This is a genomic window from Pseudomonas sp. LBUM1679 (assembly GCF_059695565.1).
In genome coordinates this window covers 408,107-422,043 of the sequence record NZ_CP166774.1, presented here as the reverse complement: position 1 = coordinate 422,043, position 13,937 = coordinate 408,107, and the positions used below count along the sequence as shown (strand labels likewise).

At 55.4% G+C, this 13,937-nt stretch carries 19 protein-coding genes; 10 read left to right on the top strand and 9 right to left on the bottom strand.

What is annotated here, in order from left to right:
* Positions 1 to 31: 31 nt before the first annotated feature.
* Genes ACA062_RS01970 through ACA062_RS01950 form a run of 5 tightly spaced genes read left to right on the top strand, consistent with a single transcriptional unit; the run spans position 32 to position 4,116 of the window.
* Complete coding sequence (locus ACA062_RS01970; protein WP_497454992.1) at positions 32 to 514, top strand: hypothetical protein; 483 nt, start codon at positions 32 to 34, stop codon at positions 512 to 514.
* The gene (locus ACA062_RS01965; RefSeq protein WP_497454991.1) at positions 511 to 1,707 is read left to right on the top strand and encodes a beta-ketoacyl-[acyl-carrier-protein] synthase family protein; all 1,197 of its coding nucleotides are present in this window, start codon (positions 511 to 513) and stop codon (positions 1,705 to 1,707) included. The genes ACA062_RS01970 and ACA062_RS01965 overlap by 4 nt, the downstream gene beginning before the upstream one ends.
* Positions 1,704 to 2,165 carry a hotdog family protein gene (locus tag ACA062_RS01960; RefSeq protein ID WP_497454990.1) on the top strand — a complete coding sequence of 154 codons (462 nt, stop codon included), beginning with the start codon at positions 1,704 to 1,706 and terminating at the stop codon, positions 2,163 to 2,165. The genes ACA062_RS01965 and ACA062_RS01960 overlap by 4 nt, the downstream gene beginning before the upstream one ends.
* The gene (fabG, locus tag ACA062_RS01955; protein WP_497454989.1) at positions 2,162 to 2,890 is read left to right on the top strand and encodes a 3-oxoacyl-ACP reductase FabG; all 729 of its coding nucleotides are present in this window, start codon (positions 2,162 to 2,164) and stop codon (positions 2,888 to 2,890) included. Before ACA062_RS01960 ends, fabG begins: the two co-directional genes overlap by 4 nt.
* Complete coding sequence (locus tag ACA062_RS01950) at positions 2,890 to 4,116, top strand: beta-ketoacyl-ACP synthase (protein WP_497454988.1); 1,227 nt, start codon at positions 2,890 to 2,892, stop codon at positions 4,114 to 4,116. Before fabG ends, ACA062_RS01950 begins: the two co-directional genes overlap by 1 nt.
* 386 nt (positions 4,117 to 4,502) lie before the next feature.
* Here ACA062_RS01950 and ACA062_RS01945 read toward each other — a convergent pair whose 3' ends face one another.
* The 4 genes from ACA062_RS01945 to ACA062_RS01930 form a co-directional block, all read right to left on the bottom strand.
* Positions 4,503 to 4,742: a pyocin S6 family toxin immunity protein gene (locus tag ACA062_RS01945; RefSeq protein ID WP_497454987.1), complete on the bottom strand. Its 240-nt coding sequence runs from the start codon at positions 4,740 to 4,742 to the stop codon at positions 4,503 to 4,505.
* A gap of 58 nt (positions 4,743 to 4,800) precedes the next feature.
* The gene (locus ACA062_RS01940) at positions 4,801 to 5,034 is read right to left on the bottom strand and encodes a DUF7683 domain-containing protein (RefSeq protein WP_497454986.1); all 234 of its coding nucleotides are present in this window, start codon (positions 5,032 to 5,034) and stop codon (positions 4,801 to 4,803) included.
* 252 nt (positions 5,035 to 5,286) lie between these two features.
* Positions 5,287 to 5,529, bottom strand: coding sequence for a pyocin S6 family toxin immunity protein (locus ACA062_RS01935; RefSeq protein ID WP_497454985.1), 243 nt, complete (start codon positions 5,527 to 5,529; stop codon positions 5,287 to 5,289).
* 14 nt (positions 5,530 to 5,543) lie between these two features.
* A complete protein-coding gene (locus ACA062_RS01930; RefSeq protein WP_497454984.1) occupies positions 5,544 to 6,809 on the bottom strand; it encodes an S-type pyocin domain-containing protein in 1,266 nt (421 codons plus the stop codon).
* A 277-nt stretch (positions 6,810 to 7,086) separates the two neighbouring features.
* Between ACA062_RS01930 and queC the strand changes: the two genes are divergently transcribed.
* Positions 7,087 to 7,782 (top strand): 7-cyano-7-deazaguanine synthase QueC, encoded by a 696-nt coding sequence (gene queC / locus ACA062_RS01925; RefSeq protein ID WP_497454983.1) that lies wholly within the window; start codon positions 7,087 to 7,089, stop codon positions 7,780 to 7,782.
* 44 nt (positions 7,783 to 7,826) lie between these two features.
* Here queC and ACA062_RS01920 read toward each other — a convergent pair whose 3' ends face one another.
* Both ACA062_RS01920 and ACA062_RS01915 read right to left on the bottom strand, forming a co-directional pair.
* On the bottom strand, positions 7,827 to 8,702 hold the full coding sequence (locus ACA062_RS01920) for a queuosine precursor transporter (protein WP_497454982.1): 876 nt from the start codon (positions 8,700 to 8,702) through the stop codon (positions 7,827 to 7,829).
* Positions 8,695 to 9,291, bottom strand: a complete 597-nt coding sequence (locus ACA062_RS01915) for a helix-turn-helix transcriptional regulator (RefSeq protein ID WP_497454981.1) — start codon at positions 9,289 to 9,291, stop codon at positions 8,695 to 8,697. The genes ACA062_RS01920 and ACA062_RS01915 overlap by 8 nt, the downstream gene beginning before the upstream one ends.
* Positions 9,292 to 9,742: 451 nt before the next feature.
* Here ACA062_RS01915 and ACA062_RS01910 point away from each other — a divergent pair, with 451 nt between their 5' ends.
* Both ACA062_RS01910 and ACA062_RS01905 read left to right on the top strand, forming a co-directional pair.
* Positions 9,743 to 10,102 (top strand): DUF6124 family protein, encoded by a 360-nt coding sequence (locus tag ACA062_RS01910; RefSeq protein WP_497454980.1) that lies wholly within the window; start codon positions 9,743 to 9,745, stop codon positions 10,100 to 10,102.
* 62 nt (positions 10,103 to 10,164) lie between these two features.
* Positions 10,165 to 10,419, top strand: a complete 255-nt coding sequence (locus ACA062_RS01905) for a hypothetical protein (RefSeq protein WP_497454979.1) — start codon at positions 10,165 to 10,167, stop codon at positions 10,417 to 10,419.
* A 66-nt stretch (positions 10,420 to 10,485) separates the two neighbouring features.
* On the opposite strand, the gene ACA062_RS01900 is transcribed toward ACA062_RS01905, so the two are convergent.
* Both ACA062_RS01900 and ACA062_RS01895 read right to left on the bottom strand, forming a co-directional pair.
* Positions 10,486 to 10,773: an addiction module antidote protein gene (locus ACA062_RS01900; RefSeq protein ID WP_497454978.1), complete on the bottom strand. Its 288-nt coding sequence runs from the start codon at positions 10,771 to 10,773 to the stop codon at positions 10,486 to 10,488.
* Between the two features lie 6 nt (positions 10,774 to 10,779).
* Entirely contained in the window at positions 10,780 to 11,046 is a 267-nt protein-coding gene (locus tag ACA062_RS01895) for a DUF6124 family protein (protein WP_497457350.1), read from the bottom strand.
* Between the two features lie 597 nt (positions 11,047 to 11,643).
* Between ACA062_RS01895 and ACA062_RS01890 the strand changes: the two genes are divergently transcribed.
* Both ACA062_RS01890 and ACA062_RS01885 read left to right on the top strand, forming a co-directional pair.
* Positions 11,644 to 12,333: an NYN domain-containing protein gene (locus tag ACA062_RS01890; RefSeq protein ID WP_497454977.1), complete on the top strand. Its 690-nt coding sequence runs from the start codon at positions 11,644 to 11,646 to the stop codon at positions 12,331 to 12,333.
* Between the two features lie 70 nt (positions 12,334 to 12,403).
* Positions 12,404 to 12,664, top strand: coding sequence for a DUF6429 family protein (locus tag ACA062_RS01885; RefSeq protein ID WP_497454976.1), 261 nt, complete (start codon positions 12,404 to 12,406; stop codon positions 12,662 to 12,664).
* Positions 12,665 to 12,990: 326 nt separating this feature from the next.
* On the opposite strand, the gene ACA062_RS01880 is transcribed toward ACA062_RS01885, so the two are convergent.
* Complete coding sequence (locus tag ACA062_RS01880) at positions 12,991 to 13,893, bottom strand: LysR family transcriptional regulator (protein ID WP_497454975.1); 903 nt, start codon at positions 13,891 to 13,893, stop codon at positions 12,991 to 12,993.
* Positions 13,894 to 13,937: the final 44 nt, after the last annotated feature.

The following is a 13,937-nucleotide window of genomic DNA, read 5'->3' as shown; positions in this document are numbered from 1 at the left end:
TGCGGCGCAACCTCCTTGAAGGTATTCCCTGATGATGCGTTTTTTGCTCCTGGCGTGTGCCCTGTTGCTGAGCGCCTGCGCCAGCCGGGCGCCACTGCCCGAGCAAACCCCGAACCTGGCGCTGCCGCTGCAATTGCACATCCAGCGGCTCGAGGCCGGCCAACGTCAGGACTGGGTGCTGGTGATCCAACGTGAAGGCCCTGGCATTCGCTGGTCGATGATGGACTTGCTGGGCATTCCGCAGGCACGGCAGAAACTGGTCGACGGCGATTGGCAGTCCGATGGTCTGCTGCCACCCAATCCGCAAGCGCGGGAACTGTTCGCTGCGCTGCTGTTTGCGCTGACACCCAAGGAAGAACTCTCGGGCAACTACCCCACGGCCTGGCAGCATGGTTCGCAACGATCCCTGCCCTCGCGCTGGGACGTCCGTTATTCACAACCGATGAGCTTTGAATTGAACCAGCCCAAAGGCCCGAATTATCAAGTCACACCCCTCAACGGGGAGGCGCCATGACGGCTTATCTGAACGCCCTCGGGGTGATCTGTGCCTTGGGCCGTGACAAGCACGAAGTTGCCCGCAACCTGTTTGCCGGCGACTGCTCCGGCATGCGCCACGAGGCGGGTTGGGTGGCGGAGCGCTCACTGCCAGTGGCGGCTGTACACGCTGAGTTGCCGCCGATTCCACCTGAGCTGTCCGAGCAAAGCAGTCGCAACAATCAATTGCTGATGCAAGCGGCGCTGCAAATTCGCGAAGCCATCGACCAGGCGATCCAGACCTGTGGCCGCGATCGTATCGGTGTGGTTCTGGGCACCAGCACCTCGGGCATCGATGAAGCCAGTCGCGGGTTGGCTCATTACATTCGTGAGCATGAGTTCCCGGCCGATTACGACTATCAACAGCAGGAACTCGGCGCGCCGGCGAACTTCCTCGCCGACTGGCTGCAACTGAGTGGCCCGGCCTATGTAATTTCCACGGCCTGCACCTCCAGCGCCCGGGCGCTGATGAGTGCCCAGCGCCTGTTGGACCTGGGCCTTTGCGATGCCGTGTTGTGCGGCGGTGTCGACACGTTGTGCAAGCTGACCCTCAACGGGTTCTCGGCGCTGGAAGCGGTATCCGGGCAACGCTGCAACCCGTTCTCGGTCAACCGTAACGGCATCAACATCGGCGAAGCGGCGGTGCTGTTCCTGATGACTAAAAGTGTTGGACACGGCCAGCCGATTGCCCTGCTGGGCAGCGGCGCCAGCTCCGACGCGCACCACATCTCCGCGCCGGAACCGACCGGCCGTGGTGCCTTGCAAGCCATGCGCAAGGCCCTGAGCCGCGCACACCTGGAACCCGGGCAGATCGATTACCTGAACCTGCACGGCACCGCCACCCAACACAACGACGCCATGGAAAGCCTGGCGGTGACGGCGCTGTTCCCCCATGGCGTACCCTGCTCCTCGACCAAACCGATGACCGGCCATACCCTGGGCGCTGCCGGCGCCCTGGAAGCGGCGTTCTGCTGGCTGAGCCTGAGCACGGAAAACCACGAGCATGCCCTGCCGCCCCATATCTGGGACGGCCAGCCCGACCCCGACCTGCCGGCCCTGAAGTGGGTGACCCCGACCGATCGCCTGACGTCCATTGCACCTCGCTACCTGATGAGCAACTCCTTCGCCTTCGGTGGCAATAACGTCAGCCTGATTATCGGAGACGCCCCATGATTGACTGGCCGCTCGCCGAACTGCTGCCGCATGCTGGCGACATGATCCTGATCGAACAGATCCTGTCGTTCGATGACGAGCAGATTCACACCCGCCTCACCGTCAGGCCCGATGGCCTGTTCAGCCGTCCCGACGGCAGCCTGCCGGCGTGGGTCGGTATCGAATTGATGGCCCAGAGCGTTGCCGCCTATGCCGGCTGCCATGCGCGCCAGCGCGGCGATGCGGTAGCGCTGGGGTTCTTGCTCGGCACGCGTAAATTCGAGTGCAACGTCGAACACTTTCCCGCCGGCACCGAGCTGACCATCCATGGGTTGCGCTCGCTGGAGGACGACAACGGCATGGGCGTGTTCGAATGCCACATCAACGCTCCCGGCATCCACGCTACCGCCCGTCTGAACGTATTCCGCCCGCCACAGGCCGCCCACTATCTTCATGAATCCCAAGGAGTCCAGTCATGACTGAATCCGTACTGGTCACCGGTTCCAGCCGTGGCATCGGCCGCGCCATCGCGTTGCGCCTGGCCCGGGCCGGGCATGACATCGTGCTGCATTGCCGCAGCGGCCTGGCGGACGCCATCGCGGTGCAAGCCGAGGTCGAGGCCTTGGGGCGCACTGCGCGCATCCTGCAATTCGACGTGTCCGACCGCGCCCATTGCAAAGCCATGCTTGAGGCCGACGTGGACACCTACGGCGCCTATTACGGCGTGGTGTTGAACGCCGGCCTGACCCGCGACGGTGCTTTTCCGGCCCTGAGCGAGGATGATTGGGATGTGGTGATGCGCACCAACCTCGACGGTTTCTACAACGTGCTGCACCCGGTGATGATGCCGATGATTCGTCGTCGCGCCGCCGGGCGCATTGTCTGTATCACCTCGGTGTCCGGCTTGATCGGCAACCGTGGCCAGGTCAACTACAGCGCCTCCAAGGCCGGATTGATCGGCGCGGCGAAGGCATTGGCGATCGAACTTGGCAAGCGCAAGATTACCGTCAACTGTGTCGCACCCGGCCTGATCGACACCGCGATGCTCGACGAACACGTGCCGGTGGAAGAACTGATGAAAATGATCCCCGCACAACGCATGGGCACGCCTGAAGAAGTGGCCGGCGCGGTGAATTTCCTGATGTCGGCGGAAGCCTCGTACATCACCCGGCAAGTACTGGCCGTCAATGGAGGCCTGTGCTGATGAAGCGCGTCGTCGTCACCGGCATGGCCGGCATCACTTCACTGGGCAGCGATTGGGCAACCATCGCCGGCAACTTCGCAGCCAACCGCAGCGGCATCCGTCGGATGGACGAGTGGGATCGCTTCACCGAACTCAACACGCGCCTGGCCGGGCCCATCGATGACTTCAAGGTGCCAGGGCACTGGACCCGCAAGCAACTGCGCAGCATGGGCCGCGTCTCGCGGCTTGCTGTGGGTGCTGCCGAGCAAGCGTTGGCCGATGCCGGATTGCTCGGCAACCCGTTGATCAAGGACGGGCGCATGGGTGTGGCCTGTGGCTCCTCCACCGGTAGCACCGACGAGATCAAGGCCTTCGGCAACATGTTGCTCAACTCGGTGGCCGAGGGCCTGAACGCCAACTCCTACGTGCGCATGATGCCGCACACCACCGCGGCGAACATCAGCATCTTCTTCGGCCTGACCGGGCGCCTGATTCCGACCTCCAGCGCCTGCACCAGCGGCAGCCAGGGCATCGGCTATGCCTACGAGTCGGTCAAATTCGGGCGCCTGCCGCTGATGCTCGCCGGCGGTGCCGAAGAGCTGTGCCCCACCGAGGCCATGGTATTCGACGCGCTCTACGCCACCAGCCTGAAAAACGATGCCCCGCAAACCAGCCCTCGCCCGTATGACACCGGACGCGATGGCCTGGTGATCGGCGAAGGCGCTGGCATGCTGGTCCTCGAGGAACTGGAACACGCCCTGGCCCGCGGCGCGCATATCCATGCCGAACTCGTCGGTTTCGGCAGCAATGCCGACGGCCAGCACGCCACCCGTCCAGAGCAGTCCACCATGCGCCGGGCCATGGAACTGGCCCTGGAAGACGCCGGGCTGCAGCCTTCGGACATCGGCTACGTGAATGGTCATGGCACGGCAACCGAACAGGGCGACATTGCTGAAACACTGGCCACCAGCAGCCTGTTCGGCGAACACATGCCGATCAGCTCGCAAAAAAGCTTCCTTGGCCACACCCTGGGCGCCTGCGGTGCGCTGGAGTCCTGGTTCAGCATCGAAATGCTCAACCGCGACCTGTACGTCCACACCTTCAACCTCGACGAGGTCGACCCGAAGTGCGGCAAGCTCGACTACCTGCGCGGCGAGTTTAGGCAGATGAGCAATCAGTATGTGATGAACAACAACTTTGCATTTGGCGGGGTTAATACGTCGCTGATTTTTCGGCGGTGGTCGTAGCCGGGTCGTTCAACGTTTTCAGTCACACCAGAACGACAAAGGGCGCCTTTCGGCGCCCCTTCACAAACAGGTCGGCTTGTCATCGCCCTTAACCTGCCTGGCTCTGCGATGGCTGGTTGCCCAGGATCCTCAGAGTCTCGCCAGCCCCTTTCGGGAACATGGATAGTATTGCCCGGATTGGAGTGATGGACAACAGGTGGCAACTCGCCTGTCTGTGTTGCAATCGGCCCCATTACAGACGTAGCGCCTTACGCACCGCATCCGCCAGATCAGGCGCTGTGATTGCCTTCCGCGCTGGCTTGTTCCGACTTGGAGTAGGCTAACGCTACTCGACCAAGGCAAATCACTTGCATCGCACCTGGTCAACCTTGCGGCATTCGTCTCAGCTACATCCGTACGGAGATGAACAGGTCTAGTTCCGTCGGCAACTTTTCATTGGTTGCTGCGGCTATCTGCTGTATTTGTTCGCTGGTTAGCAGCCACTCTCCATCCGGGCTCTCGTCCAGACTTTTCCAGCCAAGAGTTCGCATTAAAACCGCTTCATGTTCAGGCTTAACGCTGAGGTCGTATTGCAACGAGTCATCCTCATCGTTGCCTTTTAAAAAGCCACTAACCCATAAAAACATAATGCCGCCTCACCAGAATACAGTCGCCGGTGGTGATGTCCCGAAGTACGAGTCTCCGTTAATCAATGTTGCAGGTGAGCTGGAAAATATGGTCGTTATCATAAAACTGCCTGCTGGTTAAAGCCTCAATCGCCGCAATTTGGCTGGCGCTCAGGTTATAGCCCTCATCGCCACGTGGAGGCATGGACCACCTCATGATTTCTGCGATGTGCGAATCGCAACCTTCAGGTAGCTCAATTTCAAAAGCCAAAAACTCGGTTTTTTTATCGAAAGCTTCAATGATGTGTTTCAAGGTTTCACCTCGCAGGTATTGTCCGCATCTTTGGGAGACTTTCGAGGTGGCTGTCGGTGCTGCACGAGGATGGTGTCCAGGCGCGCGCCGCTGTCCTCAGGGTAGATCAGTGGCGGTATTTCCCCCAGTGGCCCGCGCCTGAGTGTCCAGATAATGGTGATCCGCCAGATCAGGCGCCGTGATTACCTTCCGCGCTGGCTTGTTCCGACCTGGTGTCAACTGGCCACCCATGCCAAAGATTGGTTGCTACGGCTAGCTGTAAAGCCCCAGGCAATACATCAAATCCTCTTTGATGGAGTCGCCGAGTACCGCCATAACCGCCACGGTTTGATCTTGCGTTAGATCGATTTCCCCCATGGGGACATCCGCCAGAGACGTCCACCCCATCGAAGCGAGCACTGCCCGCTCCAAGTCTTGCGGTACAGTCCGCTCGTACTGCAACGAGCTGTCCGGATTGGGCTCAGGATAAAAACCACTGATTACGATAAATGTCATGGGTCTCTCTTAGGTCACTTTGTCGTTGTTTGTCTTTCTGGCTTGGCCTTGCCGGTTTGTTCGCCGGTATTCGCGTCGAACTCGCCCAGGTGGTTACCTTGCCCGTCGTACACCTCTACAGCCCCGTGCTGATAATCCCATTCATAGATTCGTTTTTTACTTTCCCAGCGCGACCGATTTCCTTTTCGACGAACCCGAATAGCATCGGGGAACGCAGGGAGTGTTAGCGGTGGCGTGTGGTACTTAATATCACCACCGCCAGCAGGCTTAGCAAACACCACATACAGCGACTTCAGGCCCGTCCCAGCTGGGAACACCAGAATACAGTCGTCGGTGGTGATGTCCTCACCGGGTAGGCCTTCGATTTGGCTGTCGGTGTTGTCCGGAATCGGGTGCACGAGGATGGTGCCCAGGCGCGCGCCGCTGTCGTCAGGGTAGATCAGTGGCGGTATTTCCCCCAGTGGCCCGCGCCTGGGTGTCCAGATAATGGTGATGCCATTCAGCTTGGCCTCCATGGCGGTTTTATCGGCGTTCCAGATGACCGGCACCGTACGTACCGTATCGTCACCTGACGGGCTGCTGTGAATGCCGTAGACCTGTAATGCGCCCTCGGCATCGTGGCGGAACTGAAAGCGCACCCGTGTCGGGGCGCGGCCCAGGCTGCGCAACTGATCGTCTGTGTACAGCGTGCCGTCACCCATCTTGGCCGGGAGCATGCCCAGTATAAAAACGCTGGCGGGTCCGCCTGCGCCGCGTAGCACCCAATTGAAGCCCTGTTGCATGATGCCGCCACCAGCCATGCGCCCCAGTGCCAGATCGGCACCGAGCGCCGTCGCGACAGCGGTGCTGGCCGACGGAAAGAGCATCGCGCCCGCCACCATCACGTTTCCGAAGTTCGAAGCGGGCTCGCTGGTCGTCCCAGCGTCTGTTTGGCACCAGTTACCCGGAACGCAGGATTTGGCAAACACCTGATCGTCACGGGGCTTGGGGGGAGGCCACTGCTCTTTGGGAGCAATGTAGACCGGTTCTGGCGTTGGCGCTGGATCGCCCACGAAACTGCCTCCGAAGCTGGTGAACTGATCTCTTACCAAGAGCAATTCGCCTCTGCGGACAGCCGCGATAATTTCGCTGTCGGAGCCGTGACCGGAACTGATTCTCAGCTGATCAGTCCCTAATATCGTGCGGTCACCGTGACGCAGGGCCTCACTCACCAAACTGGCAGCAATCTCCGGGTTTTCGGTTTTTTGGAACATCCTGTCACCACGCTTTATTAAGCGCATACGATCCTCTCTCCTTGTTCATGCAGACCATTCTCGAGAGGGGCGACACACCTAGCAACGAACGGTGTTTTGCAGCATTTGTCCGAACGGGTGGCGGGCATTACCGAGCTCTGGTTAGCTGGGCTTGCGCAGTTCTTCTTCGCTTTTCGGTTAGGTGCAGTTCAAAAAAGGAAAACGGAGCAGGTCATTTCGGAAATTTCCCACAGCGAGACCCTTGGCTTCCCGGTAGGGTCAATGCTCGCTACTCCATAGTGGGCCACCCCAGGGATGAAAAAACATGACCACAAAAGCAGTTATCGTTTTCAGCGGCGGACAAGACTCAACCACCTGCCTGATCCATGCATTGCCGATGTACGATGAAATTCATTGCATCACCTTTGATTATGGCCAGCGACATCGAGCGGAAATTGAAGTCGCGCAACAGCTTTCCAAAAAGCTAGGCGTGGTGGTTCATAAAGTACTAGATACCTCTCTGCTGAATGAGTTGGCCATCAGCAGCCTGACGCGGGATAACATCCCCGTACCCAGTGCAAATAGTGCTAGCGATACGCTGCCGAGTACTTTCGTACCCGGTCGAAACATTCTATTTCTAACCTTAGCCTCCATTTATGCATATCAAGTAGGCGCTCAAACGGTAATCACCGGTGTTTGTGAAACGGATTTCTCTGGTTATCCGGATTGTCGGGATGAGTTTGTTAAGGCTCTGAACAAGGCCATTGAAGTGGGCATGGATTATAAACTACGCATTGAAACTCCGCTTATGTGGTTAAACAAAGCGGAAACCTGGGCCCTGGCCGACTATCACAAACAGTTAGAATTGATTCGTCACCACACACTATCTTGTTACAACGGAATAAAGGGCAGTGGTTGCGCCACCTGTGATGCTTGTAATCTTCGCGCAAAAGGCCTGGAGGAATTCTTGGGCAACCGAATGGAGACTATGAATAGCCTAAGAAGCAAATTAAAACTTTAAAAGACTAGCATTGCAGAGGGTGCGGGCATTACCCGCCCCCATTGTTATGCAGTTTGAGTTCCCCCCATGTACCTTTTAAACAAAGACCTGACTCCGTAGGCAGGCAAAATATTGAAAACAGCGAAACACATTTTTATGGCTATTTGAACGTAAATTATATTTAGTATGGCGCTGTTTTGCATGGTTCCGTAAAACGCAATAAAACAAAAAACAAAGCTATCTATGATCACCGCAAAAAAAGTACTGAAGAACACTCTCAGAAACAAAAATCTTGAGCTTGTCAGTTCTTTAATTTTACAAAGCAAATAAGAATTGACGTGTTCTGAAAAAAGGAAAGCGACGGACGAGGCAACTAATACAGACGAGACATGAGTAATGACCTCTCCGTAGGGCATATCAAATTTCCAGCCAGGCAGCCCTGGGAGGTAACTAGTAGCGCTTAATAAAAGAACTATAAAAGCATTACTTACAAAAGCGAACAATATAGCTTTTCTTGCAAGCCTAAACCCATAAAATTCGTTTAACAAATCAACTATTAAAAATGTCAGCGGATAAAGAAAGACGCTCGGAGGAACAACAATATCAAGCCGTTCCAAATAAACAAGCTTTGCCGCAGCAACATTTGTAAAAATATAAAGAGTAAAAAGCAACAAATTCAACACTACATAAACCATCCACGACCCTTCATGACGGTCAGTTATTTCGTAGGCGGTCAATACAGTCTCGCGCGAATAAAATTTTCTATATATATCTTTTATTTCGGCTTTACTTAAATCATCTAATATTTCGCTCCTCAACAGCTCGCCCAGCTTTACCTTAACAACTTTCCCAGAGGAAATTATCATGATTACAGCAAGGCCCTTGCTATTTTCAAAACCCAATAACTTGTATTTGCTATTTTCAACCCCACTATTAACCATTAAACCTTTCCTCTATTATTTCTCCAACGACACAAATGTCCTCAGAGTCCAAATAACACTCATTACTTATAAATAGCTTTTTTGTTATTTTGTCATACGTCAGTTTTTCTCTATCATTATTGGACAAACCTTTTTTCACTATTAACAAATCGCCTGGCTCGTTGGCGCCGCTGATTTCGCTTTCCAGAAGCACACCTATTAAATTGCAAGCCGTGCCAAAATAATATGTCAAAGGACAAATTGTAGCGAGCTCACCAATTTTTTTATCCAGACTCTGAATTAGCAAACTCTCTCTAACTATAGGGACTGCCGCTGGATTCATATTTCCGTGTAGGGAAACACTGCTTTCTATTATTTCTTTTTCCTCAAAATTCACATTTTCTATTTCTTTACACGAAACACCGAAAAAATCAGAAATTTTGCGAATTGTGGACTGCTGTACATTTACCACTCGCCCTTCCAAAATATTGTACACCGTTGTTCTAGTCAAACCACTTGAATTACATAAAGACAGCTGGGTTTCTCCACGACTTCTTATTAAGTACCTGATGTTATTTTTCAATGTTTCTGATTTTTCTTTCTTATACATAAACATTTACCATTTTTATGGTTGCAAAAAATCACTCACCTTAACAAGGTACCGATGACAGCCCTTTTTTACGAGCCCAGCATCCACATTAAGACTCTGTACAAAAAACAATGCCTCAGACACACCAAAAAATCGTTAGCTAATATTTCTAAATTAAACTTTTTGTGAATCCGGAAAAAATTCTTACAGACACCAGGAAGTACATTAGCTATGCAGGACCAAATCCGATTGACCGACATCGCTTACTTTCTGCAAGCGCAGCTTTCCATGAGAAACTCATTCAGCCAGTATAAATTAATCATTTAATTGCACGAATGTTAACTTTTATGATCAATAAACTAAATTTTCAACTAATAACTTTACCGCCCCGCCAACTTGCGTAAAAGTGGTCAACAAGTCCCCATTGACGGAATGGGGCTTGCACTTACTCAACCTTGCAAGGAACTCCGGCATGACAAAATCCAATCCCAATTCTTCGAATTCGCCCGACACATCGGCCTTCGACACTATCGATATATCCAAGCTCTCCGAGATCACTGAGCCCCTCGTCAGTGCACGCCTGCGCAATCCAAACCGCCCCGACCCTGTCAGCCATGTCTTTACCATCATCCCGAATGTCGACACGGAATCCCTGCTCTGTCATGCCTGTGAAACCCTGGCCTCCCTGAATGTCATGAGCACCGATCTCGCCTGTGACCTGGAGGGCTCTCGTCGCAATGTGGCGTTAGCGATCCAGCAACTGGCCGCAATGGGCGAGTTATTGGTCAATCGAGCGCTGGATAATCTGGACCCACCCGAAGGGGTTGCCTGAGGCTCCGTTCCCCCATCACCCTTGAAGTAGTTGCGTTCTGCACCAAATGGAGGTTTTTTATCATGGATCGATATATGCCTATCACCGGCATCGACTGCACCATCGCATCGTTGGTGATCGACACCGAAGCACCACTGGATGTGTTACACGAAACCGCGGCGTACCGCATTCGCACGGCGACCCAACTACTGGAAAGCTTCGCGTTCGAAGAAGGTGTTCACAGCGACCTGGCGCGGGTACTGGTGACTTCATTGCGCGATGGCTGTGATTTGATGGACGTCGTCGGTCGACGTCTGCAGAAACAGGGTTCGGCGTAAAAAAGAAAAGGGGCGCCTTTCGGCGCCCCTCCACAACTACCCTTTTGCCATTTTTGTTTCGGCAAGTCAGGTACTGGCGTGTAATTTCAATCCTAACGCCTTGACGACTTTCAGGATGGTGCCGAACTCGGGATTTCCCTCACCTGACAAGGCGCGGTAGAGACTTTCCCGAGAAAGACCTGCATCCCTAGCAACCTGAGTCATGCCGCGAGCACGTGCAATGGTCCCTAGAGCCTTGGCGATGAACGCGGGATCATCTCCCGCCTCTTCCAGGCAAGCGTCCAGATAATTAGCCATGTCCTCTTCGGTCTTGAGGTACTCGGCAGAATCCCAGCGAGTGAATTGTTCGGTCATGGCCTATTAGCGTGGATCAAGGTTATCCAGCACCCGATTCACGGCCAGCTCTCCCAGCATGATCGACTGCTGAATCCCCAGCAGTGTGTTGCACTGCGACCCTTTCAAGTATCTCGCGAAATCACTCGCCATGACATTCGCTGATGCCAGCGACTCAGAGGCGTATTCCAGCAAGGTTTGGTTGTCGATATCGGGGGCGATGGAGAACATTTCGTTCGGTTGGCGTGGAGCGTCCGGATCGGTGTCCGGCGAATACGGTTTAGATTTACGCATCATTTGGGTCCTCGAGATTAGAGCTACCACCACTTCTCTACTAATAAGATGAGGTGGTAGCTGCGCGCAGGTTAGTAGACCGGGGACCCGAGAGACCGGCGCGCCCGAAAGCGCCCTACGCACAGCCACCATAAATCGCAGGGATGGGGATACCTGCCTTTCTGATGCGCTATACGCCTCGGGTAACCACGGGCTACTAAACCCGATCACTGGGAATCAGTGACACGAATCAAGTTACCGACGGCGTCCAAGGCGCACAAGCCGGCGGATTCTGGCGTAGTTGTAGGCAATGCCGCAAGGTGCTGTAGCCTCTCCAATTTACTTCGGAAACGTCCTACAGCATGCGATACATCTTCCTATAGAGGTCAATACAACCTCTAAGGGGCAGCGAGCTTTGAGCGCACGAGGCGCGATGATCCAGCGTGAGCCAGGATAGGTGCGCATAATCAAAATTGATCAAAAACCCTTGAACCTATTCCACAAATAGTGGACTATTAACTCACTACTCAGCCCCGTACGCAGCGATTCAGTTCGCTGGCCGTTGGGGTGAAAAAACCGGCCCTGAGCCGGTTTTTTCGTTTCTAGGGATGGGAAATCTTGCGTACCGCGTGCTTTGTCGATGGCTACAACCTGTTCTATGGCCTCCTGGCAGGCACCCAGTATAAGTGGCTTGATCTTCCGGCCCTGCTGGCTCACGTCATCCGTGTCGATCACCCCGACAGCACGCTCGAGGCCGTCAGTTTTTTCACCTCCGGCGTCAAACCGTCCCTGGCCACCCGCGGCATTGCTTCAAAGGAAGCCCAGGACACGTACGTTCGTGCGCTGATCGCGCGCGGCGTGACCGTGTTTTATGGACGTCACCAGCTCGAATCGGGCAAGGCTCCGCGTTTTATCAACAAGGATACGCCGGCATCCAGGGCCGACCAGGTCGATATCTGGAAGCTTGAAGAGAAAGAGACGGACGTACACATCGCGATCAGCATGTACCGGCTTGCGACTCGCCAGGCGGCATTGCCCCCTGAACAGCGCATCGAGCAGCTGGTTCTGGTGTCCGCTGATACCGATTTGACCCCGGCTTTGCGAGCGCTCCGTGAGGATCTCCCTGAGCTACACCTAGGGGTGATCCTGCCTCACCGGGAAGGCATTCAGCGAACGGTGCCAGGATCGTTGAAGCAGTACGCGCACTGGATGCGGCATGTGGTGACGAACGTCGAGCTGGCCGCAAATCAATTCCCGCCTCGTATACCAACCCGCAAAAAACCAATCGATAAACCAGAATACTGGTGAGCTGATTTTTTTGCTCAGTCTTCGGCCAGGTTATCCCGCACTGGCCCAGCATACGAGCGGAGCAACGATCATGGAATACGACGACAAATTGATTGAAGAAGCTGTGCTTGCCCTGTTGGCAACCTTCAGTTTCGACGACGGCAATGCCTGGAAAGGGTACGACTTCGAGACCATGAACCGATTGCATGAACAGGGTTTCATCAGTAATCCGGTGAACAAGAACAAATCGATCTGGTTGACGACGGAAGGGCTGGAGCGAGGTCGGCAGATAGCCGACCGGTTGTTTGGGGTGAGAGCTCAAGTGGGGCAGGTATCCGACTCGGGGACCTGACTTCATGCGACGGCCTCCTAGGCGCATCTGACAGCAGTAAATCCGGTGACGATACATATGAATTGATCGCCGGATGTGCGCGCAAACTAGCGTGCCGCCAGATCGACAAGTCCACCGGTACAATTCGGAAATGCCACGGCAAACAGTAGCCCCAAGAACGTTCCCACGCGCTGTATGGGAATACAGCCCGGGACGCTCTGCGCCCCATCCAGATGCCGACCGAGGAACGTCCGTTGAAGCATTCCCACGCAGGAGCGTGGGAACGATCAAACACTGTGGGAGCGGGCTTGCCCGCGATTGACACGGGCCGCGTCCGGACGAAGCCGTCATGGCTTGAGCGGTTCAACCTTGCGCGTCAGCAATTCAACAAACGCCTTGGCCATCGGCGACTTCTGATCCTTGCGCTGCACCAGCCACACCGCCGACACAGCCGCTGGATCCAGCAACGGCCGATACACCACGCCGTCGATGCGCATCCGTTGATAAGACGCCGGCAGTACCGACACCCCCAATCCCGCCGCGACCAAACCGATGATGGTCATCGCCTCCCCCGCCTCTTGCGCAAAGTGCGGACTGAAGCCGGCATCCCGGGCCAGGCTGAGCAGTTGTGCGTACAGACCGCTGCCATAGCTGCGCGGGAAAAATACGAAGGGTTCCAGGGCCAGGGCCGAGAGGAATAATCCTTCTTCGCTACCGGCCACCAACGGATGCTTGGAACTGAGGACCGCCACCAGTGGCTCGCGCATCAGTTCCACCACGCTGAGTGAGTCCGGCAGGCTCAGCGGCCGCATGATGCCAACCTCGATCGACCCGTCCGCCAGGGCGACGGCCACCTGGGTGCTGCTCATTTCCCGCAGATTCAAGTGCACTGCCGGAAAGCGCTGGCGAAACGAAAAGATGGCCTGAGGGATGGTCGAGTTGAAGGGCGCAGACGAGGTAAAGCCAATCTTCAACTCACCCAACTCACCCAGCTGCGCCCGCCGTGCAACATCCGCCGCTTTATCCACCTGTGCCAACACCAGCCGCGCCTCTTCCAGAAACAATCGACCGGCCTCACTCAGCTCGACCCGACGATTGGTCCGTTCGAACAGCCGCGCCCCCACTTCCTCCTCCAGCGCCTGGATTTGCTGGCTCAGCGGCGGTTGCGAAATGCCCAGCACCTGGGCGGCGCGGCCGAAATGGAGTTCTTCGGCAACGGCGATGAAGTAGCGCAGGTGACGCAATTCCATGAAAACCTCATTAGGTCGTAAAACCTCTCAAACAGGTCGAACAA